This is a genomic window from Spirillospora sp. NPDC049024 (genome assembly GCF_040649235.1).
Taxonomy (GTDB): Bacteria; Actinomycetota; Actinomycetes; order Streptosporangiales; family Streptosporangiaceae; genus Spirillospora.
The window spans coordinates 89,605-112,287 of sequence record NZ_JBEZFD010000003.1 but is presented as its reverse complement, the minus strand read 5'-3'; the positions used below and the strand labels follow the sequence as shown (position 1 = coordinate 112,287).

Here is a 22,683-nt window from a genome sequence, read left to right as displayed (position 1 = left end):
TTCGTTGAGGACGGAGCAGTCGCAACGGAGGGTGTCCGGTGGCAGGTGGCGCGGCGCGGGTCGGGGCGGTTTCCGCCCTGCCGCGCCGCGTCGCCGTCGGCCCCTGCGTCCGGCGCCTGCTGGTCCTCGGCGGGCTGCTGATCGCCGGTTGGCTCCTCGGGTGCGCGGCGCAGTCCGCGCACGCCGACGAACAGCCGCCCGAGCTCGTGACGGGGGTCGTCGCGAAGACGCCTGTGCTGGGAGACGCGGTCCAGACCGTCCAGACCGTCCAGGAGCGTCCACCGGTACGGGAGGCGAGCGGCGTCACCGAGCTGGTCGAGGTCGTGCGCGCGGTGGCGCAGGCGCCGCCGCGTGAAGTGAGCGCCCCGCGGGATGTGTCGCCGCCCAAGGCGGACGTACGGGTCGAGCCCGTGGTCAAGCGCAAGCCCAGGCCGCACGTGACCAAGGTCGCGGCCGCGCCTGAGACGCACCGCCGGCCGCACGTGTCCCGCAGCGTTTCCCGGCCTCGCCCGAGTGCCGGTCATGAGGTCCGCCATGTCGCCGTCCAGCACCGGCCCGAGCCGATGCCGGCCCCCGAAAGGCCCGGCACGCATTCGGTGACCGGCGGCTTCATCGCGACCGGCATCGCCGTCGGGTTCCCGGCTGCCGGGACGTGGGTCCCAGCGCCCCGACAGGCATCGCTGCGCCGGGTCTTCGGCGCTGTGCTGCCGGCCGTCCGCACCGCTGCGGACGAGCCGTCCTTCGCGCCCGACTAGTCCCTGATCCCACTCTCCGGACGTGTGCCCGTGCGGCTCGGGCGCGCCGATCCGGTCTCCTGCCGTGCCCTCATGCGCGGCCTTCCCCCGAGACACACGTGTCTCTTCTCCACCAAACTCCCCTAAGGAGCATCATGCGACGCACATCACGTGCCATGCTCACCGCGGGCTTCGTCGCCCTCGGTGTCAGCGCCGTCCCCGCCAACGCCTTCGCCGACGTCACCAACGGCGACGGCGGCGTCCTGTCCGGCAACCAGGTGAAGGCGCCGATCTCCGCCCCCGTCAACGTGAGCGGCAACGCCGTCGGCGTGCTCGGCATCGCCCAGGCGACGTCCAAGGGCGGCGCGAAGGTCGTGCAGAACGGCGGCGGCGCCGCGCAGCAGACCACCTCGGGCGCCGGCGGCGTCGGGTCCGGGAACCAGGTCGACGCCCCCATCTCCGTCCCGGTGAACGCCTGCGGCAACGGGGTCGCCGTCCTCGGCATCGCGCAGGCGGGCTGCACGGGCGGCGCCAAGGTCAAGAACACCGGTGGCCAGGACACCGGCACGGGCGGCCAGGTCACGGACGGCAAGGGCGGCGTCCTCGCGGGCAACCAGGTGAAGGCCCCGATCTCCGCCCCCATCGACGTGTGCGGCAACGCCGTCGCGGTCATCGGCCAGGCGGTCGCGGGCTGCGAGGGCGGCGCCAAGGTCACCGACGGCGGCACCACCGGATCCACCGGATCGAGGCAGGAGACGTCCGGCACGGGCGGCGTCCTGTCCGGGAACCAGGCCGACGTCCCGATCAGCGTGCCCGTGAACGTCTGCGGCAACGCGGTCGGCAACGCGGTGGCGGCCTGCGAGGGCGGCGCGTCGGTCAAGCAGAACGGCAGCAGCGGCGGCGCGCAGCAGACCACCTCCGGCGCGGGCGGGGTCCTGTCCGGCAACCAGGCCAACGTGCCGATCTCCATCCCCGTCGACGTGTGCGGCAACGCCGTCGCGGTCATCGGGGAGGCCGGCGCCGCCTGCGAGGGCGGCGCGACGGTCAAGCAGAACGGCGGCACCGGCGGTGCGCAGCAGACCACCTCCGGCGAAGGCAGCGTTCTCGGCGGGAACCAGGTGCTGGCCCCGATCTCCATCCCGGTCAACGTGTGCGGCAACGCCGTCGCGGTCATCGGCCAGGCGACGGGCGCCTGCACCGGCAAGGCGGTCGTCAAGGGGTCGAACGGCTCCGGCGGCACGACGTCCGGCACCGGCGGCGTCGGCTCCGGGAACCAGGCGGACGTGCCGGTCGAGGCCCCGGTCGACGTGTGCGGCAACGGCGCCGCCGTGATCGGCCTGGCCTCCCCCGCCCCCCAGTGCGACGACCCCGGCGACAACGGCGGGTACGAGCCCTCCCCCTACCGGATGGCGAGCACCGCCCCGCGCCCCGGTTCGCCGATCGACGTGCCCCTGGTCGGCGGCCTCGCCGGTGGGCTGGTCGGCGGCCTCGGAGCCCCGAGCCTCCCCATCTCCGCGCCGAACCAGCGCACCGCGGCCCCGTCCCTCGGCGGTGACGGCGCGCCGGCGCCCCTGTCGCCGGTGCTGAACGCCGTGTCCCAGACGGGCGCGACGGCCCTGCTGCCGAAGACCGGGGCCCAGCGCGTCCGGCAGGACGGCGGGACGCCGGTCACGCTCCCGGTGCCCGTGAAGCCGGTCGTCCCGGCCGACGTCCACGGCGTGCCCGCCCCGAAGGCGGCGGACGTGCCCGGCGAGATCGGCCCGGCCCGCCACGTCGCGGCCACGGAGACGATCACGCCGGAGTCCAAGACCAGCGCGGCGCTGCTGACGGCGGTCTCCGGGCTGCTGGCCGTGGCGGCCGGGATCACGGTGCTGGCGCGGCGCATCCGGGTGGGTCGCCGCTAGATCCACCAGAACGCGGGTGAGCCGGCCGCACGGCCGGCAGCGGAAGACCTTCGCCCGTCCCGGAGGCGCGGACCGGGGCGGGCGAAGCCGCGTCCCCAGACAGGCAGGTCCCGGCGCCAAAAGGCGGGGCGGGGCCCGAACTGGGCGTTCTGTGTCCGAGGCAAGTGAGCGGGGACGGCAGGCGGCGGTGCTGGTCCTCACGCAGGCCGGCTCGTGGCTGGAGGCGGGGCGAAGCCCGTGTCCGCAGGGGGTGGCGGGCTCGTGGCCGGGGTGGGGAGGCGTGGCGGGGGTGGACACAGTAACGTCACGTCATGGAATCCGTACGCAGTGCTACGCTCCCGACAGGCCGCTGGGAACGGTCAGAACGTACGGACGGCTCGGATGACCTTGCGGCGCAGTTGAATACGACGGCGGCCGTCCGGGTACAGGCGCAAGCGATCGAGTTCCCAGCCGCCGTGCTCCGCGTGCTCGGTCATGATCTGCCGGGCGGTGTCACGGGTGGTGCCGCGCGGCAGTGACAGGACGAGGTAGGTGTACTCCGCCATTGCGACCATTATTACTTGGTCTACCGGCCGTGCGGCACCGTACCGTGGCGTCCCGGTCCGCGCGCCGTCCGGCGGCATGCAATCCTGTCGGAGGCGCGCGGCGGTGAGAATCCCGCCTCCCGGCGGGGGCGGCAGCGATGATCGCGAGACGGTGGCGGAAGGCGCGGGCACAAACACGCCGTCATGCGACGTTGTACGAAGCCGGTAGGAAGAGCCTGAACCAGAGGACCGAGACAGCGAGGTTGGAGCGACTGTGCCAGCCAAGAACGGCACCGCGAACAGTGGCCGCGGCAACGGCGTGGGGACGCGCCTGGTGATCGTCGAATCGCCCGCGAAGGCGAAGACGATCGCGGGCTACCTGGGCCGCGGCTACATCGTGGAGTCCAGTATCGGCCATATCCGGGACCTGCCCGGAAGCGCCTCGGAGGTGCCGGCCAAGTACAAGGGCGAGCCGTGGGCCAAGCTCGGCGTGAACGTCGAGCGCGAGTTCGAACCGCTCTACGTGGTCAACTCCGACAAGCGCCAGCAGGTCCAGAAGCTCAAGAAGCTGCTCGCCGAGGCCGACGAGCTCTACCTCGCGACGGACGAGGACCGGGAGGGCGAGGCGATCGCCTGGCACCTCCAGGACGTCCTCAAGCCCAAGGTCCCCGTGCACCGGATGGTCTTCAACGAGATCACCAAGGACGCGATCCAGCGCGCCGCCGCGAACCCGCGCCAGCTGAACATGCGCCTGGTGGACGCGCAGGAGACGCGCCGCATCCTGGACCGCCTCTACGGGTACGAGGTCAGCCCCGTCCTGTGGAAGAAGGTCATGCCGAAGCTGTCGGCGGGCCGCGTGCAGTCGGTGGCGACGCGGCTGGTCGTCGAGCGGGAGCGGGAGCGGATCGCGTTCGTTCCCGCCCACTACTGGGACATCGCGGCCCAGTTCGACACCGGCAAGGACGAGGAGCCGACGGCGTTCAAGGCCGGGCTCGTCTCGGTCGACGGCAAGCGCGTCGCGCAGGGCCGCGACTTCGCGTCCGACGGCACCCTGAAGACGCGGGACGCGCTGCACCTGGACGAGGCCGCCGCGACGGCCCTCGCCGAGCGGCTCCGCGGCCGTCCGTACGAGGTCAAGTCGGTCGAGCGCAAGCCGTACACGCGCCGCCCGTACCCCCCGTTCCGGACGACGACCCTCCAGCAGGAGGCCAGCCGCAAGCTGAACTTCTCCGCGAAGTACACGATGTCGGTCGCCCAGAAGCTGTACGAGAACGGCTTCATCACCTACATGCGAACCGACTCGATCACGCTGTCGGAGACGGCGATCACGGCGGCGCGGCGGCAGGCGGCGTCGCTGTTCGGCGGCGAGTACGTCCCGGACAAGCCGCGCGTCTACGCCTCCAAGGTGAAGAACGCGCAGGAGGCGCACGAGGCGATCCGCCCGGCGGGCGACACGTTCCGGACGCCCGCGGAGACGGGCCTGTCCGGCGACCAGTTCCGGATGTACGAGCTGATCTGGAAGCGGACGATCGCGTCCCAGATGAAGGACGCCGTCGGCCAGTCGGTGTCGATCCGGGTCACCGGGGTGTCGACGCGGAACGAGCGGGCCGAGTTCGGGGCGACCGGTAAGACGATCACGTTCCACGGGTTCCTCAAGGCCTACGTGGAGAGCGCCGACGACCCGTCCACCGACCGGGACGACCAGGAGCGGCGCCTGCCGAACCTGACCGAGGGCGACCCGCTGACCGCGAGCGCGGTCGACGCGGAGGGCCACTCGACCCGCCCGCCGGCCCGCTACACCGAGGCCAGCCTCGTGAAGGAGCTGGAGGAGCGCGAGATCGGGCGGCCGTCGACGTACGCCTCGATCATCGGGACGATCCTGGCGCGCGAGTACGTGTTCAAGAAGGGCACGGCGCTGGTCCCGTCGTTCCTGGCGTTCGCCGTGGTCAACCTGCTGGAGCAGCACTTCGGCAACCTCGTCGACTACGACTTCACCGCCCACATGGAGGACGGTCTCGACGAGATCGCCCGGGGCGAGGCCGAGCGCGTCCGCTGGCTTTCCCGGTTCTACTTCGGCGACAACGGCGAAGAGGGACTGAAGGAGCTGGTCGGCGACATCGGCGACATCGACGCCAAGGGGATCAGCTCGTTCCCGATCAAGGGCACCGACATCATGGTGCGGGTCGGCCGGTACGGGCCGTACCTCGACCGGGACGGCGAGCGCGTCAACATCCCCGAGGACATCGCGCCGGACGAGCTGACCGCCGAGAAGGCCGAGGAGCTGTTCGCGCAGCCGTCCGGCGACCGGGAGCTCGGCACCGACCCCGAGACCGGCCACACGATCGTGGCCAAGTCGGGGCGGTTCGGCCCCTACGTCACCGAGATCCTGCCCGAGCAGCAGCCGCCGCCCGCCGACGGCAAGAAGCGGACGAAGAAGGCCGACACCCCGAAGCCGCGCACGTCGTCGCTGTTCAAGTCGATGTCGCTCGACACGATCACGCTCGACGACGCGTTGAAGCTGCTGTCGCTGCCCCGCACGCTGGGCGAGCTGGACGGCGAGCCGGTCACCGCGCAGAACGGGCGGTTCGGCCCGTACATCAAGAGGGGCTCCGACAGCCGGTCGCTCGGCTCGGAGGAGGAGCTGTTCACGGTCACGCTGGAGCGCGCGAAGGAGCTGCTCGCGCAGCCCAAGCAGCGCGGCCGCCGGGCCGCGGCCGCCGCGCCGCTGCGCGAGCTGGGCAAGGACCCGGCGAGCGGGGAGCCGGTCGTGGTGAAGGAGGGCCGGTTCGGCCCGTACGTCACCGACGGCGAGACGAACGCCAGCCTGCGCAAGGGCGACGAGGTCGAGTCGATCACCATCCAGCGCGCCGCGGAACTGCTCGCGGAGCGCCGTGAGAAGGTGGCCGCGGGCGGCGGGAAGAAGAAGACGACGACGCGTCGTCGAACCTCCGCAAAGTCCGGTTCATAGGGACATCTACGCCGATACCCTGACCGACATGACCAGAACGGGCGCACCCCGGCCGCACCCCGCAGCGCCACCGCCGCCGGGCGTTTCGTCGCTTTCGTCGATCGGGCCGTTCCGCCGGCTCCGGATCGCGCTGTCGCTGTCCAGCGCCGCCCAGTGGCTCGGCGTCCCCGCGCTGACCGCCATGGCCGCGGTGCTGGCCCGCGGCGACGATCCCGCCGCGCAGGCGCAGGCGATCGGGGGCACGCTGGCGCTGCTGCTGCTGCCCGCGGTGGTGCTCCCGCCGGTCGCCGGGCTGCTCGCCGCCCGCGTCGACCGCCGGCTGATGCTGATCATCGCGGACGTGCTGCGCCTGGTGGTCGTCGTGACGGTCCCGCTCGTGGACGCGCTGCCGTGGACGTTCGCCGCCGCGTTCCTCGTCTCGTGCCTGAGCCTGCTGTGGATCCCGGCGGCTCGCTCGGCCCTGCCCGGCCTGGTCCCGGACGAGGAGTCGCGGCCCGCCGCCCGCCGCGCCGCGTCCCGCGTCCGCTACGGCCCCGCGCCGGCCGCCGCGCTGTTGTTCGCCGTCCTCGCCCTCGTCGCGAACGGGACGCTCGGCGCCGGTTCCCGCGCCGACCTCGCCCTGTACGTGACGGCGGGCCTGTTCCTGGTCGCGGCCGCCGTCGTCGCGACGGCCGGCGAGATCCCGGCGACCGAGCCGGTCGCGGCGCCGTCGCCGCTGAAACTGATCTTCCAGGGCCCGGGGTCGGCCGCCGCGCGCGGCCTCGGCCTCGCGATCGCGGCCGCGTCCGTCACGGCGGGTGCGGTCGTCTCGGTGGCCCGCGTCCACGCGGGCGAGCTCGGCGGCGGCGACGCCGGGTACGGCTCCGTCCTGACCGCGCTGACGGTGGGGCTCGGGTTCGGGCTGTTCCTCGGGCCGCGCGTGCTCGTCCCGTTCAGCCGCCGCCGGCTCCTCGGCCTCGCGGTGATCGCCGCCGCGCTCGCGCTGGTCGTGCTCGCCCTCGTCCAGAACCTCGTCGTCGTGGTGTTCACGACGGCGTTCCTCGGTGTCTTCGCCGGGGCGGCCTGGTCGACGGCGACCGCGGCGCTGCGCGAGGCCGACGCCGCGCGCGACCCCGACGCGCCGGAGGACGCGCGCCCGGCGGCCTTCCTGCGGTCGGTCGCGCTGATCGCCGTGCTGATCACGTTCGCCGCCGTCCCGCTGATCGCGGCGCTGGTCGGGTCGCACCGCCTCGACCTCGGCGGCGGCGTCTACGACGCCTACGGATCCGGGGTCGCGATGCTGGCCGCGGCCGTCGTCGCCCTGCTGGCCGGGCTGGTCGCCTACCGGCGGCTGGACGACCGGCGCGGCATCCCGCTCGTCCCCGACCTGCGCGCCGCCCTGCACGGCGAGATCTACACGCCGCCGGAGCAGGCCGCGGCGGCGCCCCAGCCCGTCCACCGCAACCGCGGCGTGTTCGTCGCGTTCGAGGGCGGCGAGGGCGCGGGCAAGACGACGCAGGCGCGGCTCGCCGCGATCTGGCTGCGCGACCACGGCTACGACGTGGTCACCACGCACGAGCCCGGCGCCACCAAGATCGGGATGCGGCTGCGCGCGATGCTGCTGGACCGGGACACCACCGGCCTGTCCGACCGCGCCGAGACGCTGCTGTACGCGGCCGACCGCGCCGACCACGTCGCCAACGTGATCAGGCCGGCGGTGGAGCGCGGCGCGATCGTGGTCAGCGACCGCTACGTCGACTCGTCCCTGGCCTACCAGGGCTTCGGGCGGCAGTTGCCGGTCGAGGACATCGCCCGCGTCAACGCGTGGGCGACCGGCGGCCTCGTCCCGGACCTGACCGTCCTGCTGGAGATCCCGCCGCAGGCGGGCCTCGGCCGGCTGTCGGCCCCCGCCGACCGCATGGAGTCGGAGTCCCAGGAGTTCCACGAGCGGGTCCGCGCGGGCTTCCACGCGCTCGCCGAGGCCGACCCCGAGCGCTACCTCATCCTGGACGCGAGCCGCCCCCAGGGCGAGCTGAGCCGGGAGATCCAGTACCGCATCCGGGAGATCCTGCCCGACCCCGTTCCGCTCGGCACCGAGGACGCCACGAGCACGTTCCCGGTCATCACCGACTTCTGAGCCCGCTAGCCTCTGTTCCATGAGCGTGTGGGACGACCTGGTGGGGCAGGAGCCCGTGATCGCGCAGCTGTCCGCGGCCGCGGAGCGGGAGGGCGGGCCGGCGCACGCGTGGCTGTTCACCGGGCCGCCCGGGTCCGGGCGCGTCACCGCCGCGCGGGCGTTCGCCGCCGCGCTGCAGTGCACCGGGACGCCGCGCGGGTGCGGGCACTGCGCGTCCTGCCACCAGGTCCTCCAGGGGACGCACGCGGACGTCGAGGTCGTCCGCCCGCAGGGGCTGTCGTTCGGCATCAGGGACGCCCGCGCGCTGGTGCTGCGGGCCTCGTCCTCGCCGAGCGGGAGCGGCCGGCAGATCGTGCTGTTCGAGGACGCCGACCGGGCCACCGAGGGCGCCGCCAACGCGCTGCTGAAGGCGATCGAGGAGCCGCCGCCGCGCACGGTGTGGCTGCTGTGCACGCCGTCGCCGGAGGACCTGCTCGTCACGATCAGGTCGCGCTGCCGGCTGGTGACCCTGCAGACCCCGCCGATCGCGGCGATCGCCGACTTCCTCGTCCAGCGCGACGGCGTCCCGCGCGAGACCGCCGAGGTCGTGGCGCGGGCGGCGCAGGGCCACATCAGCCGGGCGCGCCGGCTCGCCGCCGAGCCGCGGATGCGGCAGGTGCGCGATCAGGTGGTGGCGGTTCCGCGCCGGCTCACCGGGGTGAGCGCGGCGGTGGCGGCGGCGGAGACCCTCGTGAACGCGGCGAAGGCCGAGCGCGACGCGCAGACGGCCGAGCTGAACGAGACCGAGACCTCCGCCCTGCGCAAGGCGCTCGGCGAGAGCGAGAAGGGGCGGATGCCGCGCGGGACGGCGGGCGCCCTCAAGGAGCTGGAGGACCGGCAGAAGTCGCGGGCGACGCGGCTGCTGCGCGACGCCCTCGACCGGACGCTGCTCGACCTCGCGTCCTACTACCGGGACGTGCTGACCCTTCAGCTGGGGGCGGGCAGCGAGCTGGTCAACATCGAGCTCGGCCCCGAGCTGCGGTCGGCCGCGGCGGACGGCCGCCCCGAGGACACCCTCCGCCGGCTCGATGCGATCATGGACTGCAGGGAGCGGTTGGCCGCGAACGTCAATCCGCAGCTGGCTTTCGAGGCGCTGACCTTGGCGTTGCGTCAGGGATAAGTCGATGGGGGCTTACAAGAGCTGTCCTCATTCGTTACATTTCCGTACGCAACTCTCAACTAGCGCACACGTAACGTTCGCTGGCTGATCAACCGAAAACCGGTTGATTACCCCCAAGCCAGGAGGTCTGCCTTGCGGCGAGCCTTGATTTCCGCCGCGTGCGCCGTCACCACCGTGACGGCTCTCGCGTTCCCAGCGTCAGCAGCTCCGGGCCCCACCGAAACCAAGGGCGAGGTCTCGGAGTACGTCGTCCTCTACAAGGAGGGCGTCTCCCTCGGCCAGGCCCACCGGGCCGTCTCGGCCGCGGGCGGCAAGGTCGTGCACGAGAACCGCGACGTGGGCGTCGCGACCGTCAAGTCCCAGAACCCGGAGTTCATCCACGCCGTGATGAACCAGCGGGCCCTGGAGGGCGTCGCGCACAACCGGGTCATCGGTGAGGCGCCGAAGACCAAGAAGAAGGCCGAGAAGGTCGAGAAGCTCAACGGCACGGGCCACGGCGCCGCGACCAGGACCAGCCCCGCGGGCAAGCCGTCCAAGGACGCCGAGCCCCTGGCGGACCTGCAGTGGGACATGAAGCAGATCCACGCCACCGCCGACGGCTCCTACAAGAAGGAGCCGGGTGACAGGCGCGTGCTGGTCGGCGTCCTCGACACCGGTGTGGACGGCGACCATCCGGACATCGCGCCGAACTTCAACCGCAAGCTCAGCCGCAACTTCACCCACGACATCCCGACCGACGCCAACGGCAACGAGGTCGACGGGCCCTGCGAGTTCACGTCGTGCGTCGACCCCAACGACTGGGACGACAACGACCACGGCACGCACGTCGCGTCCACGATCGCCTCGCCCCGCAACGGCCTCGGCATGGCGGGCGTCGCGCCGAACGTGTCGATCGTCAACCTGCGCGTCGGCCAGGACTCCGGCTACTTCTTCCTCCAGCCGACCGTGGACGGCCTGACCTACGCGGCCAAGAACGGCATCGACGTGGTCAACATGTCGTACTACATCGACCCGTGGCTGTGGAACTGCGGCGACAACCCCGCCGACAGCCCCGAGGACCAGCTGGAGCAGCGGACGATCATCAAGGCGGCGCAGCGCGCCCTGGACTTCGCGCACAACCGCGGCGTCACCCTGATCTCCGCGGCCGGCAACGACCTCGTCGACTACACCAAGACGAACGTCGACGACAGCAGCCCCGACTTCCCGTCCACCCCGGGCGAGGAGCCGCGCGAGCGCACCGTCCCGGCGAGCTGCGTGTCGATGCCGTCCGAGGGCGAGCACGTCATCCCGATCTCGGCCACCGGCCCGAGCGGCCGCAAGTCGTACTACAGCAGCTTCGGCAACGGCTACGTCGCGGTGGCGGCGCCCGGCGGCGACAAGGTCGACAACGCCGCCCAGCGTCCGGACAACAACGGCGGCATCTGGGCGGCCTACCCCGAGCGGCTCGCGAAGGAGCGCGGCGAGCTGAACGCCGACGGCACGCCGAAGGTGGCGTCCATCATCCGCAGCTGCAAGGGCGACAAGTGCGCCTACTACACGTCGCTGCAGGGCACCTCGATGGCCTCGCCGCACGCGGTGGGCGTCGCGGCGCTCATCATCAGCAAGTACGGGCACAAGGACCGCGCCGGCGGCCTGACCATGGACCCGCGCCTCGTCGAGCAGGTTCTGCGCGGCACCGCGACCCCCAAGGAATGCCCGAGCCCGCGGACGGTCGAGTACGTCTGGTACACCCAGTCGAACGGCCAGTGGGTGAAGCACACCTCGACCCAGACCTGTGAGGGTTCGAAGGAGCAGAACGGGTTCTTCGGCAACGGCATCGTGGACGCGCTGCACGCCGTCTCGCGCTGACCCCCCGCCTGGACCACCCCAGGACGCGACCCCCGGCTCCGGCCGGGGGTCGCGTTCTTTTCCGGGGCCGCCCGGCCTTTCCCTGGTCTTCCGCCCTCCGGTGCCTCGTGCATCATGGAGGGATGCCGTACCGAGTCACGTTCGTCTGCACGGGCAACATCTGCCGGTCCCCGATGGCCGAATGGGTCCTGCGCCACCACGTCGAGGAGGAGGGCCTGGACGTCGAGGTGGACAGTTCGGGCACCGGCGGCTGGCACGCGGGCGACGGGGCCGACGACCGGACGGTCGCGGCGCTGGCGCGGGCCGGCTACCGGTCGGCGCACGTCGCCCGGCAGTTCGAGGACCACTGGTTCGACCGGTACGACCTCATCCTCGCCCTGGACGAGGGCCACCTGCGGGCGCTGCGCTCGATGGCGCCGGACGGGGAGGCGCACGGCAAGATCCGGCTGCTGCGCGAGTTCGACCCCGGGGCGGCCGGCGATCTCGACGTCCCCGACCCCTACTACGGGGGCCGCGCCGACTTCGACCTCGTCCTGGAGCAGGTGGAGGCGGCGATGCCCGGCCTGCTGGAGGAGATCCGCGCGGCGCTCAAGGAGGCCTGACCGGAGTGCGGCTGGAGCGGCTGCTCGGGACCGGGGTCGAGAAGGTGCACGACCTCGGCTCCAGCCATTCCTGGACGCTGCACCGGGCCTCCCTGGCCGACGGCCGCGAGGTGTTCGTGAAGGCGGCCCAGGACCAGGACGGCGTGTTCGCGGCGGAGGCGGCCGGGCTGCGCTGGCTGGGGGAGGCGGGCCCCGGGACTTCCGTCCCCGAGGTCGTGGCGGCCGACGACCACATGCTCGTGCTGCCGTGGCTCCCGACGTCCGCGCCGTCCCGCGAGGCGGCCGAACGCCTCGGACGGGAACTGGCCGCCCTCCACACCGGGAACCGCCCCGACGTCTACGGCGCGCCCTGGGACGGCTTCATCGCCGACCTCCCCCTGGACAACACACCGGACGACCGCCCCTGGCCCGCCTGGTACGCCGAACGCCGCCTCGAACCGTTCCTCCGCCTCGGCGCCCGGCACCTCTCGTCCGAGGACGTCCGCCTGGTCGAGCGCGTCATGGCCGACATCGAGACGCTCGCGGGGCCGCATGAGCCGCCGTCCCGCATCCACGGCGACCTGTGGTCGGGGAACATCCTGTGGACGGGCGAGCGGGCGCTGCTCATCGACCCGGCCGCGCATGGCGGGCACCGCGAGACCGACCTCGCGATGATGGCGCTCTTCGGGACACCGCACCTCGACACCGTCCTCGGCGCCTACGATGAGGCCGCGCCCCTGGCGGACGGATGGCGCTCCCGCGTCCCGTTGCACCAGCTGCACCCGCTGCTCGTCCATGTGGCGCTGTTCGGCGGGTCGTACCGGGGGTCTCTGGTCGAGGCGGCCCGCGCGTCCCTCGGCTGACGCGGCTCACGACTTGGTAACTCCGCCTTCATGGGTTTTTGTCGCGTTGCATATGCGGTAGAAACGACGGGCGATCCGGCAGGAAGGGCAGGTTGGCAACCCCATGGACGACGGCAGGCGCGAGGACCCGGGTACCCGTCTCGGCTCTTGGAAGGGCCTCGTCCCGCTCGGCGTGGCCGCGGCCGCCGCGCTGCTGATCGGCGGCGGCGTGGACACGGTGCACCGCCACCAGCGCGCCGCCGAGAAGGAGCACGAGGCGAAGCCCGCCGCCAAGGCCGAGAAGACCGAACCGTCCGTCGTCGTCGGCGTGGCCAAGCAGGGCGCGTCGCTCCTCGTCCGGGACGTGCAGACCGGGGCGAACGTGGGGCTACCCGTCGCCGCTCCGGAGGGCCGACGCTTCCACCGCGTCGCCGCCCTGAAGGACGGCTCGTACATCGTCGCGTCCCCGGGAGACCGTGACGTCACCTTCCAGCGCCTCCGCCTGGACGACGGGCGCCCCAAGGACCTCAAGCCCATCCCCAAGGCCACCGTCCCCGGCGTCTCCACCGCCTGGTCTGACCTCGCCGTGAGCCCGGACGGCGCGAGCATCGCCTACGTCATCTACAAGGGAGCACGCGCCCGAGTGGACGTCGTGTCGCCGGAGACCGGTGTCCACAAGGTGTGGACGACGAAACTGCGCGCCCGCGTCGGAAGCCTCTCCTGGTCCGGTACCACGCTGTCCTTTGTGTGGAGCCCGGTCGGCTCGACGAAGCACCAGGTCCGCAGCATCGACACCAACGGCGCCGCCGGAGACCTCAAGACCAGCAAGGCCGTCATGCCCCTGCCCAAGGGCAGCTCCAACGCCGTCCTGAGCCGGGACGGCAACTCCCTCATCGCGGCCGTGGCGAAGAACTCCGAACTGACGCTCCAGACCTTCACACTGCAGGGAGCCCCCACCAAGACCCTGTGGACGCAGAAGGTGAAGGCCCAGCCCACCGCCCTCGACATCGCCCACACCGGCCACGGCGTCATGGCGACCGCGGGCGACCTCTACGCGCAGGGCGTCCCGACCGTCCCGGGAGAGGATCTCGCCGACGCGGCCTGGTGAGACCTAGAGTGGGTCGCAAAACCGGGCGAACGGAGCGAAACCGTGGGCATGGTGATGGCAGTCAGCTTCACCCGTTACGGCCGGCTGTTCTACCTCGACCCGGGCCCGCACAGCCCCAGGGTCGGCGACAAGGTCCTCGTCCCCACCGACTCCGGCCCCGAGGTCGCCGAGTGCGTGTGGGCGCCCCAGTGGGTCTCCGAGGACATCGACGGCCTCCCCGAGTGCGCGGGCCCCGCCACCGACGAGCACCTGGCCCGCGACGAGGCCAACCGCCGCCGCCGCGCCGAGGGCCGCTCGATCGCCAAGCGCCTCATCCGCAAGCACGACCTCCCGATGAAGGTCATCGGCGTCGACTACCTCGACGCCGACAACGTCTTCAAGATCTACTTCACCGCCCCGCACCGCGTCGACTTCCGCGCCCTCGTCCGCGACCTGGCCCGCGGCATCAAGGCCCGCGTCGAACTGCGCCAGGTCGGCCCCCGCGACGAGGCCCGCCTCCAGGGCGGCATCGGCCCCTGCGGCCGCGACCTGTGCTGCGCCACCTTCCTCAAGGACTTCGAACCCGTCTCCGTCCGCATGGCGAAGGACCAGGACCTCCCGGTCAACCCACTCCGCATAGCCGGCGCCTGCGGCCGCCTGATGTGCTGCCTCAAGTACGAGCACCCCCTCTACATGGAGTTCAAGGAGAAGGCGCCCCGCCTGGGCTCGCGCGTCAGCACACCGGAGGGCGAGGGCCAGGTCATCGGCTACAACGTCCCCGGCGACCGCGTCACGGTGAAGGTGGGCTCCCGCCGCTGCTCCTGCCCCTCCGCCTCAGTCTGCTCCCCCCGCCAACAACACGACGCCCACTACAACCCCTCAGACGACCCCACCTGACCGCCGCCCGCCCGTGACAGGATCCCCGGCATGAGCGAGCGAACCTGGCTGAACACCGCCGACCAGTTCGTCCCGGGCAGGGAGCTGTTCCGCTCCGACCGCCCCTTCACGGTGTGGGCCTACACGATCAGCCACAGCCAGTTGCTGCTGCGGACGCGAACGACCATGCGGGACGGGAGGCGGACGCCCCGCATCGACATCGTCTTCAAGCCCGTCCTGGCCATGAAGGTCCGGATCGAGTACGGCGACGGCCTCGTCATCCGTTGCGCGGACCAGGCGGAGGCCGAGCACATCTACGCCGAGCACGCCGACGTCTCAGAAGGCTTCGGGGAGCATTGTCTGATCCTGGAGACGGGCGACGACCGGGACTACGTAGTGACCACTGCCGTCGGCTGGGTGGAAGACATGAAGACCGAGCGCGACCCGAGCGCCCTGGCCGGCTTCGCCCCCGCCAGCGACCCCGCCCGCATCCTCGGCTGACCGATCGTTCATGCCGGCGGCCAGTCCGCCATCCTGACGGCCCCGTCTCTTTGCGGTGTGATGTGGTTCATAGAAGAAGGGTGACAGGGCCTTGTCGCGGGTGGCTGGGACGGTCGACGGCATGACGCTCACAGATGAGGACTGCCTTCCCGAGACCCTGTCGTTCAACGAGCAGTTCGAGGCCGGCGCCGCGAGCCGTCCGGCTCGGGGGAGGATGCCGAGCGCGGCCACGCTGGCGCTTCTGCGGCGCAACCGGCTCGGCGGCGACACGCCGCCGGTCAGGCTGCCGCACGGACAAGACCGCGTCGTCGAGGGTGGAGTGAAGGTGCGGGTCTTCATTCCGGACCACGTCGACGGCGTGTACCTGCACATCCATGGAGGGGGCTGGGCGTTCGGGTCCGCGGACGGGCAGGACGAGAGGCTCTGGCGGCTCGCAGAGCAGGCGCGGCTGGCCGTGGTGACCGTGGACTACCGCCTCGCGCCGGAACACCCGTTCCCCGCCGCGCCCGACGACTGCGAAGCGGCCGCCCGATGGCTGGTGGAACACGCCCCGGCCGATTTCGGTACCGAACGGCTGCTGATCGGCGGTGAATCGGCGGGCGCCCACCTCAGCGTCGTGACGCTGCTGCGCCTCCGCGACCGGCACGGCATCACCGGCGCGTTCCGGGCGGCCCACCTGCTCTTCGGTGCCTACGACCTTTCGATGACACCGAGCCAGCGGACGTTCGGCCCCCGACGGCTGCTGAGCAACACCGACTCGCTTCGGGGCAGCTATGAAATGTTCACGCCAGGAATGGAGGAGGAGCGGCGCCGCGACCCGGAGGTTTCGCCCCTGTTCGCCGACCTGGCGGAGATGCCGCCCGCCCGGATCGTCGTCGGCACCGAGGACCCCCTGCTGGACGACTCGCTGTTCCTGGCCGCTCGGTGGCAGGCCGCAGGGGCGCCTGTGCGGCTCGACGTCGTCGCCGGCGCGATGCACGGCTTCACCCTTTTCCCGCTGACCGTCACCGAGCGGGAACTGCGGCGCCAGCGGGACTTCCTGGCCTCCGCATGACAGTAGCGTCGGTGAAATGAAGCGAACCGCCCGGCTGTACGCGCTGGTCGAGGAGTTGCGTGCGGCGGCGCCGCGACCGCTGACGGTCGCGGCGCTCGCCGCGCGGTTCGAGGTCAGCGCGCGCACGGTGCAGCGCGACCTGCAGGCGTTGATGCAGGCCGGTGTCCCGGTGCGCTCCGTGACCGGGCGAGGCGGCGGCTGGTCGATCGATCCGCGGATGACCCTGCCTCCGATCCACCTCACCCCCGATGAGGCCTCGGCGCTCACCGCCGTGCTCGCCGCGGCCGACGCCTCGACCCCCTACGCGGGCGCCGCCCGCACGGCGGCTCAGAAGATCGCGGCCTCGATGGCGGGCCCCGCCTCGGCGGCGGCCCGGGACCTTGCCGCACGGATCCTCACCCTGCCCGCGCGCTGCGACTCCGCGATCCGTGCCGCGGTGGAGCAGTCCCTCGCCGGCAACCTGGTGCTGCGGCTGTCCTATACCGACGCCGCAGGACGCGAGAGCGACCGCGTCGTGGAACCGGCCGGACTGCTGACCGCCAACGGCCGCTGGTACCTCATCGCCTGGTGCCGCTCACGCCGGGCCGGACGGGGCTTCCGGCTGGACCGGATCACGGCGGCGGCTCCGACCGGTGAACACGCTGAGCCCCATGACATGACCGGACTGCTCCTCGGCTCGTCCGCCGCCGGCGCGGTGCGACCCACCGCACTGGCCTCGCTCACACGTCCCCGATCTGGATGACCAGCGCCGCGCTCAAGCCCGGGGCGCAGGTGATCGCCACATCGAAGCTCAAGGATTGATATACGGTCGCGGGCAACCTTGGCACCTTCCTCCCCTTGTCGCGGCCCTCTGGTTTTCGCACCATTCCGGGCAAGGTGCCATTTCCCGCAGGAGGTATTCCGTGAGACCGCGCGTCGCGACCTTGCTCGCGGGCATCGCCGCCGTCCTGGCCGCCGTCAGCCCCGCGGCGTCCGCCTCGCCGGGGGCCGGGCGGGACGTGCGTCCCGTCGCGGCGCCGGGTGCGGAAGGGGGCCAGGCGGTCTACGCCGGGGGAACGCGCTGCGTCCTCGGGTTCAACGTGCGGCAGGGCGGGACGTACTACTTCCTCACCGCGGGCGGTTGCGCACAGGTCGGCATGGCGGTCTACGCCGATCCGGGGCTGACCGTCCAGCTCGGGACGGTCGTCTCGGCCACGACCGGCGGCGTCGCGCTCGTCCGGTATGTGGAGCCTTCCGTGGAAAGGCCGGGGAGCGTGTACCTCTACCCCGGGTCCCAGGACATCACGACGGCGGGCAGGCCGGTGGTCGGGCAGCGCGTCTGCCGCAGCGGGCCCACCACGGGCCTGCGCTGCGGCAGCGTGACGGCGGTCAACGTGACGGTGAACTTCCCCGACGGGACGGTCACCGGGGTGGCGCAGACGAACATATGCACGGAGCCCGGGGACGGTCCCGGGGCTCCGTACTTCTCGGGCAGCACCGCGGTCGGGCTGGGGATCGGCGGCTCGGGGAACTGCACCACCGGCGGAACGTCCTACTTCCTGCCGATCTCCCCGGTGCTCAGCGCCTTCGGTGTCAGCGTCTACTAGCGCTTGGGGAGGAACTGGGCGAGGGCCGCGGTGACGCCGCAGAAGGCCATGACGGGGAAGAGGGATGCCTGGAAGGCGTCCTCGACCTCGCCCAGCGCGCCGTAGAAGACGATCCCGACCAGCGCGACGCCGAGGGCGTTGCCGACCTGCTGCGCGGTGGACAGGACCCCCGCGGCCGAGGCGGCGTGCCGGTCGGTCACGCCGGACAGGACGAGCGCCGACAGCGGCGCCAGGACGAAGCCCATGCCCGCCCCGACAAGGGCCAGGCCCGGGACGAGCCGGCCGATGGCCTGCCCGGTCTCGGCGAGCAGGAGCAGGCAGCCGGCGGCCTGCACCGCGGCGCCCAGCGCGAGGGCCTGCCGTCCCAGACGGGCGGCGACGGACGTGGCGCGGGTGGACGCGGCGAAGTAGCCCGCGCCCAAGGCGACGAAGAGCAGTCCTGACTCCAGGGCGCTGAGGCCGCGTCCCTGCTGGAGGTACAGGGCGAGGTAGAGGAAGAAGGACGCCATCGCCAGGGTGTAGACGAGCGCCAGGCCGCTGCCGACGCGGAACGCGGGCTCGCGGAACAGCGCGGGCGCCACGAGGGGCGCGCTGCTGCGGCGCTGGGACAGGGCGAACGCGGCGAGCAGGACGACCGAAGCGGCGAGCGACGCCCACGTCCAGGCGGGCCAGCCCAGGCGGCGCCCCTCGATCAGGGGCAGGACGAGCGCGACGAGCCCGAGGGTGACCAGGATCGTCCCCGGGACGTCCAGCCGGGTCCCGGCGGAGCGGGGCTGGGACGGGACGGTCCGGCGGATCAGCGCGAGCGTGACGAGCCCGACCGGGACGTTGATCAGGAAGATGCTGCGCCAGCCGGTGCCGAACAGGTCCGCCTGGATCAGCACGCCCCCGATGAGCTGCCCGAACACGCCGCCCAGGCCCATCGCGAGGCCGTAGGCGGTGAACGCCTTGGCGCGCGCCTCCCCGGTGTACACGCCGTTGATGATCCCGAGGACCTGCGGCATCAGCAGCGCGGCCGCGATCCCCTGCACGACCCTGGCGGCGATCAGCGTGCCGGGGGACGGGGCGAGCCCGCACGCGAGCGAGGCCGCCGTGAACACCGCGAGGCCGAGCGCGTACATCCGGCGGCGTCCGGCCAGGTCGCCGAGGCGGCCACCGGTGATCAGCCCGCTGCCGAGCGCCAGCCCGAACCCGGCGACGACCCACTGGATCGCCGTCGCACCGGCGCCCAGGTCGGCCTGGATGTCGGGGATCGCCACGTTCACGATGAAGAAGTCGAGGGTGGTGATGAAGATGCCGGTGAGCAGGACGAGCAGGGCGCCGACGGACGCGGCCGGCGGAGGCGCGGCCTCGCGCGGGTGCCGTCCCGCCACTGGAGTCGCCGTGTGCGACATGGTTCTCCTCAGGTCGTTGTTGTCCGCACCTAGACGATCTCGCCGGGGAGGTCGTGAAGGCGATGACGCGTGAGGTAATGCCGCGTAATTGGGTTGTGGCGCCAGGGCGGCCGCCCTAGCGTCCGTCGCATGGACTTGGACAGGCCCGCACGACGGCTCGGGCAAGACGACCTGGCCGCCTGCCAGCGGCTCGCCGAAGACCGCGAGTGGGGCCGCGAAGACCGCAAGTGGCGGTTCCTGTTCTCGGTCGGCGACGTCTACGGGATCGACGACGGGAACGGCGAACTCGCTGCCGCATTGGTGTCGACCCCATACGGCGGGGACGTCGCGGCCATCAGCATGGTGCTCGTGGCCAAGCGCTACGAGCGGCGTGGCCTGGGCGGTCGCATCATGCGGCACGCGATGGACAACACCGATACGAAGAGCTTTTGCCTGACGGCCACCGAATACGGGCGTCCGCTGTATGAGCGTCTGGGGTTCCGCTCAGTCGGGCTCTGCACGACGTACAAGGGCACAGGGGAGGGGCCGTCCAAGCGGGGCGTATCCGTGCCGGCGGAGGCGGCGGACATGCCCGCCGTCCACGCGCTCGACACCGAGGTCTTCGGCGCCGACCGCTCACGGCTGGTCGAAGGACTGCCGTCGTTCTGCGAGACCTTCCGCGTCGTCCGGGACGAGGCCGGCGTCAAGGGGTTCGGCGGCGTGTGGTGGAACGACGACCGGGCCGTGGTCGGCCCCGTCACCGCCCAGGACGCCGAGACCGCGCTCGCGCTCGTCGAAGAGATCGTCCCGGCCGGGCCGATCCGCCTGGACATCGATCACCGACATCCCGAGCTGGTCGAGTGGGCGCGGGGGCACGGCCTGCGTCCGGCGTTCACCACCACGGTCATGGAGTACGGCGCGCCCATCGCGAACGACCCGGCGCGCCTCTACCTCCCCGTGGCCCAAGCGCTCGGCTGACCTCGACCGGCCTGCGCCTTCGCGTGGTCCAGGGCCTGCGGATCTATCCCTTCGCGGTGGACGGGCTCCCACCGGGCAGCGCATAGCGGACGATCTTCTTCCACGTGCCCGTGACCTGCTTCGACAGCGAGCCCGTGTGATACGGGATGTCGTACTTGTCGCACAGGGCGCGGATGCGCGGGGCGATCTCGGCGTACCGGTTGCTCGGCATGTCGGGGAACAGGTGGTGCTCGATCTGGTGGCTGAGGTTGCCCGTCATCAGGTGGAACAGCTCGCCGCCCGTGATGTTGGCCGAGCCGCACAGCTGCCGGACGTACCACTCGCCCTGCGTCTCGCCGTCCAGCCGCTCCTCCTCGAACACCTCCACGTCGCCGGGGAAGTGGCCGCAGAAGATGATCATGTGGGCCCAGACGTTGCGCAGCACGTTCGCGGTGGCGTTCGCGGTCAGCGTGGACAGGAACTGCGGGCCGCTGAGCAGCGGGAACGCCAGGTAGTCCTTGCCCCACTGGCGGCGGATCTTGCGTCCGATGGCGCGCAGCTTCTCCTTGGTCACCGCCTCGTCGGCCGTCCCGGCCCGGATCTTGTCGATCTCCAGGTCGTGCAGCGCCACCCCGTACTCGAAGAACATCGCCAGCAGCAGGTTGTAGAGCGGCTGCGCGAGGTGCGCCGGGGACCACGGCTGCTCGGGCGCGACGCGCAGGATGCCGTAGCCGACGTCGTTGTCCTTGCCGAGGATGTTCGTGAACGTGTGGTGGACGAAGTTGTGCGAGTGCTTCCACTGCTCGGCCGGCGAGACGTTGTCCCACTCCCAGGTCGTGGAATGGATCTTCGGGTCGCGCATCCAGTCCCACTGGCCGTGCATGACGTTGTGCCCGATCTCCATGTTCTCCAGGATCTTCGCGACGGCAAGCGTCGCCGTCCCGGCGATCCAGGCGGGCGGCAGCGAGGAGGCGAGCAGCAGCGCCCGGCCGCCGATCTCCAGTCCGCGCTGCCAGCGGATCACCCGCCGGATGTAGGACGCGTCGCGCTCGCCGAGATCGGACATGATCTCCTCGCGCAGCGCGTCCAGTTCGGCGGCGATGGTCTCGTAGTCCTCGGCCGTCAGGTGCTCGGTCATGCTGCTCCCTTCACAGTTCGATCTCCACGTGCCCGGCGGCCGCCGAGACGCAGGTCTGGACGATCTCGCCCTCGTCGCCGTGCACCTCGCCGGTGCGCAGGTCGCGGACCTTGCCGGACGCGAGCCGCCCGACGCAGCCGCGGCAGATGCCCATCCGGCACCCGCTCGGCAGCAGCGCACCGGCGTCCTCGCCGGCCACCAGGAGGGGCGTGCCCCCGTCCGCGTCGGCCGTGACGCCGCTCCTGGTGAACGTGACGCGCCCGCCCTCGCCCCCGCCGCCGTCCAGGACGGCGCGGAACCGCTCGACGCGCAGCCTCTCCTCGATCCCGGCGGCCCGCCAGTGCGCGGTGAGGTCGTCGAGCATCTCTCCCGGACCGCACGCCCACGCCTCGCGCTCCGCCCAGTCGGGGCAGATGTCGGGCAGTTCGGCCGGCTTGAGGCGGCCTTCGGCGGTCGTGTGCCGCTCGTGCAGGCGCACTCCGGGCATCCGGCGGATCTCGTCGCCGAAGATGACGTCCCCGGCCGTCCGGTCCGAGTGGACGAGCACCGCGTCGGCCGCGCCGCCGAGATGCCGCAGCATGGCCATGACCGGCGTGATCCCGCTGCCGGCCGTCACGAACAGCAGCTTGCCGGGGACGGGTGAGGGGAGGGTGAACTCGCCCTCCGGCTGTGACAGGCGGACGATCGTCCCGACCCTGATCCCGCTGACCAGGTGCGCGGAGACGAACCCGTCGCGGGCCGCCTTCACGGTGATCGTGATGCGGCCGTCCCGGCGCGGCGGCGACGACAGCGAGAACGTCCGCCAGTGCCGGACGCCGCCGACGTCCACGCCGATCTTGACCCACTGGCCGGGCCGATGGGCACGCCAGGCAGGCCCCGGTTTGATCACCAGGGTCGCCGTGGAGGGGGCCTCGCGCCGGACGGACTCGATCCGTCCGCGCAGCTCGGCCGTGGACCACAGAGGGTTGACCAGGCCGAGGTAATCCTCCGGCAGGAGCGGCGTCGTGAGAAGCCGGGCGGCCGCCGCGATCCGCCGTCCCGCGCTGGAGCGGCCTGGACGTCGCGGTGCGATGGTCACGGTTTCCTCCCCGGGGGGCGCTAACTTACGTTCGCGTAACCTACGGTCACGTAGGAATCGGGGAAGATTCAAGACTTCGACCGCCAAAGCGACAGGCATCACACCATCGATTGATGTTCCATCCACCGATGTAACGCCAACTGATAAAAGCCGCCGCACGATTTGTAGGCCGAGCAAGAAGCCCCGCACCCACCCGAAGACCGCCCTCGTGCCAAGTCGGCCACCAGAAGCCGCGATTCAATCCCAGACGCGCCCCCGGACCAGGGGCTCAAGTGGCCGCTCGACGGCATCGGACACGATTAGCGAGGCAAGTAGCCGTCGACCATCGTGCCGACGTAGCGTAGGCGGCGGCGTACG

The 22,683-nt window shown here is 72.0% G+C and carries 19 protein-coding genes; 15 read left to right on the top strand and 4 right to left on the bottom strand.

All coding sequences use genetic code 11. From position 1 onward, the window contains the following. Positions 1-38: 38 nt before the first annotated feature. Both AB0C21_RS06080 and AB0C21_RS06075 read left to right on the top strand, forming a co-directional pair. Positions 39-755 (top strand): hypothetical protein, encoded by a 717-nt coding sequence (locus AB0C21_RS06080; protein WP_500202946.1) that lies wholly within the window; start codon positions 39-41, stop codon positions 753-755. A gap of 134 nt (positions 756-889) precedes the next feature. Further along, positions 890-2,638 (top strand): chaplin family protein, encoded by a 1,749-nt coding sequence (locus AB0C21_RS06075; protein WP_500202945.1) that lies wholly within the window; start codon positions 890-892, stop codon positions 2,636-2,638. Positions 2,639-2,997: 359 nt separating this feature from the next. Here AB0C21_RS06075 and AB0C21_RS06070 read toward each other — a convergent pair whose 3' ends face one another. Further along, positions 2,998-3,183, bottom strand: a complete 186-nt coding sequence (locus AB0C21_RS06070; RefSeq protein ID WP_141580137.1) for a DUF5703 family protein — start codon at positions 3,181-3,183, stop codon at positions 2,998-3,000. A 253-nt stretch (positions 3,184-3,436) separates the two neighbouring features. Here AB0C21_RS06070 and topA point away from each other — a divergent pair, with 253 nt between their 5' ends. The 12 genes from topA (at position 3,437) to AB0C21_RS06010 (ending at position 17,780) form a co-directional block, all read left to right on the top strand. Next, positions 3,437-6,130 (top strand): type I DNA topoisomerase, encoded by a 2,694-nt coding sequence (gene topA / locus AB0C21_RS06065; protein ID WP_500202944.1) that lies wholly within the window; start codon positions 3,437-3,439, stop codon positions 6,128-6,130. Between the two features lie 28 nt (positions 6,131-6,158). After that, positions 6,159-8,246: a dTMP kinase gene (gene tmk, locus AB0C21_RS06060; protein ID WP_500202943.1), complete on the top strand. Its 2,088-nt coding sequence runs from the start codon at positions 6,159-6,161 to the stop codon at positions 8,244-8,246. Positions 8,247-8,265: 19 nt separating this feature from the next. After that, a complete protein-coding gene (locus AB0C21_RS06055; protein WP_500202942.1) occupies positions 8,266-9,405 on the top strand; it encodes a DNA polymerase III subunit delta' in 1,140 nt (379 codons plus the stop codon). Between the two features lie 132 nt (positions 9,406-9,537). Continuing rightward, a complete protein-coding gene (locus tag AB0C21_RS06050; protein ID WP_500202941.1) occupies positions 9,538-11,253 on the top strand; it encodes a S8 family peptidase in 1,716 nt (571 codons plus the stop codon). A gap of 122 nt (positions 11,254-11,375) precedes the next feature. Next, entirely contained in the window at positions 11,376-11,855 is a 480-nt protein-coding gene (locus AB0C21_RS06045; protein ID WP_500202940.1) for a low molecular weight protein-tyrosine-phosphatase, read from the top strand. A 5-nt stretch (positions 11,856-11,860) separates the two neighbouring features. Continuing rightward, positions 11,861-12,697 carry a fructosamine kinase family protein gene (locus tag AB0C21_RS06040; RefSeq protein ID WP_500202939.1) on the top strand — a complete coding sequence of 279 codons (837 nt, stop codon included), beginning with the start codon at positions 11,861-11,863 and terminating at the stop codon, positions 12,695-12,697. Positions 12,698-12,800: 103 nt separating this feature from the next. Next, a complete protein-coding gene (locus tag AB0C21_RS06035) occupies positions 12,801-13,784 on the top strand; it encodes a TolB-like translocation protein (RefSeq protein ID WP_500202938.1) in 984 nt (327 codons plus the stop codon). A 48-nt stretch (positions 13,785-13,832) separates the two neighbouring features. Then, complete coding sequence (locus tag AB0C21_RS06030; protein WP_500203312.1) at positions 13,833-14,660, top strand: PSP1 domain-containing protein; 828 nt, start codon at positions 13,833-13,835, stop codon at positions 14,658-14,660. A gap of 30 nt (positions 14,661-14,690) precedes the next feature. After that, the gene (locus AB0C21_RS06025; protein WP_500202937.1) at positions 14,691-15,140 is read left to right on the top strand and encodes a hypothetical protein; all 450 of its coding nucleotides are present in this window, start codon (positions 14,691-14,693) and stop codon (positions 15,138-15,140) included. A 121-nt stretch (positions 15,141-15,261) separates the two neighbouring features. Beyond that, the gene (locus AB0C21_RS06020) at positions 15,262-16,194 is read left to right on the top strand and encodes an alpha/beta hydrolase (protein WP_500202936.1); all 933 of its coding nucleotides are present in this window, start codon (positions 15,262-15,264) and stop codon (positions 16,192-16,194) included. A gap of 16 nt (positions 16,195-16,210) precedes the next feature. After that, the gene (locus AB0C21_RS06015) at positions 16,211-16,936 is read left to right on the top strand and encodes a helix-turn-helix transcriptional regulator (protein WP_500202935.1); all 726 of its coding nucleotides are present in this window, start codon (positions 16,211-16,213) and stop codon (positions 16,934-16,936) included. Positions 16,937-17,096: 160 nt separating this feature from the next. Next, positions 17,097-17,780 (top strand): S1 family peptidase, encoded by a 684-nt coding sequence (locus tag AB0C21_RS06010; RefSeq protein ID WP_500202934.1) that lies wholly within the window; start codon positions 17,097-17,099, stop codon positions 17,778-17,780. Here AB0C21_RS06010 and AB0C21_RS06005 read toward each other — a convergent pair. Beyond that, positions 17,777-19,174 (bottom strand): MFS transporter, encoded by a 1,398-nt coding sequence (locus AB0C21_RS06005; RefSeq protein WP_500202933.1) that lies wholly within the window; start codon positions 19,172-19,174, stop codon positions 17,777-17,779. The two genes, AB0C21_RS06010 and AB0C21_RS06005, sit on opposite strands and share 4 nt — an antisense overlap. A gap of 129 nt (positions 19,175-19,303) precedes the next feature. On the opposite strand from AB0C21_RS06005, the gene AB0C21_RS06000 reads away from it, so the two are divergent. Further along, positions 19,304-20,131 (top strand): GNAT family N-acetyltransferase, encoded by an 828-nt coding sequence (locus AB0C21_RS06000; RefSeq protein ID WP_500202932.1) that lies wholly within the window; start codon positions 19,304-19,306, stop codon positions 20,129-20,131. Positions 20,132-20,174: 43 nt separating this feature from the next. On the opposite strand, the gene AB0C21_RS05995 is transcribed toward AB0C21_RS06000, so the two are convergent. After that, positions 20,175-21,248 (bottom strand): fatty acid desaturase family protein, encoded by a 1,074-nt coding sequence (locus AB0C21_RS05995; protein WP_500202931.1) that lies wholly within the window; start codon positions 21,246-21,248, stop codon positions 20,175-20,177. A gap of 10 nt (positions 21,249-21,258) precedes the next feature. Beyond that, positions 21,259-22,326, bottom strand: a complete 1,068-nt coding sequence (locus AB0C21_RS05990; RefSeq protein ID WP_500202930.1) for a ferredoxin reductase — start codon at positions 22,324-22,326, stop codon at positions 21,259-21,261. Between the last annotated feature and the right edge of the window lie 357 nt (positions 22,327-22,683).

What these genes read in the sequence shown, in the direction of transcription:
- AB0C21_RS06075 (WP_500202945.1), top strand. Translation starts at nt 890, where the DNA reads ATGCGACGCACATCACGTGCCATGCTCACCGCGGGCTTCGTCGCCCTC.
- AB0C21_RS06070 (WP_141580137.1), bottom strand. Translation starts at nt 3,183, where the DNA reads ATGGCGGAGTACACCTACCTCGTCCTGTCACTGCCGCGCGGCACCACC.
- tmk (WP_500202943.1), top strand. Translation starts at nt 6,159, where the DNA reads ATGACCAGAACGGGCGCACCCCGGCCGCACCCCGCAGCGCCACCGCCG.
- AB0C21_RS06055 (WP_500202942.1), top strand. Translation starts at nt 8,266, where the DNA reads ATGAGCGTGTGGGACGACCTGGTGGGGCAGGAGCCCGTGATCGCGCAG.
- AB0C21_RS06045 (WP_500202940.1), top strand. Translation starts at nt 11,376, where the DNA reads ATGCCGTACCGAGTCACGTTCGTCTGCACGGGCAACATCTGCCGGTCC.
- AB0C21_RS06035 (WP_500202938.1), top strand. Translation starts at nt 12,801, where the DNA reads ATGGACGACGGCAGGCGCGAGGACCCGGGTACCCGTCTCGGCTCTTGG.
- AB0C21_RS06030 (WP_500203312.1), top strand. Translation starts at nt 13,833, where the DNA reads ATGGTGATGGCAGTCAGCTTCACCCGTTACGGCCGGCTGTTCTACCTC.
- AB0C21_RS06025 (WP_500202937.1), top strand. Translation starts at nt 14,691, where the DNA reads ATGAGCGAGCGAACCTGGCTGAACACCGCCGACCAGTTCGTCCCGGGC.
- AB0C21_RS06020 (WP_500202936.1), top strand. Translation starts at nt 15,262, where the DNA reads ATGACGCTCACAGATGAGGACTGCCTTCCCGAGACCCTGTCGTTCAAC.
- AB0C21_RS06015 (WP_500202935.1), top strand. Translation starts at nt 16,211, where the DNA reads ATGAAGCGAACCGCCCGGCTGTACGCGCTGGTCGAGGAGTTGCGTGCG.
- AB0C21_RS06005 (WP_500202933.1), bottom strand. Translation starts at nt 19,174, where the DNA reads ATGTCGCACACGGCGACTCCAGTGGCGGGACGGCACCCGCGCGAGGCC.
- AB0C21_RS06000 (WP_500202932.1), top strand. Translation starts at nt 19,304, where the DNA reads ATGGACTTGGACAGGCCCGCACGACGGCTCGGGCAAGACGACCTGGCC.
- AB0C21_RS05995 (WP_500202931.1), bottom strand. Translation starts at nt 21,248, where the DNA reads ATGACCGAGCACCTGACGGCCGAGGACTACGAGACCATCGCCGCCGAA.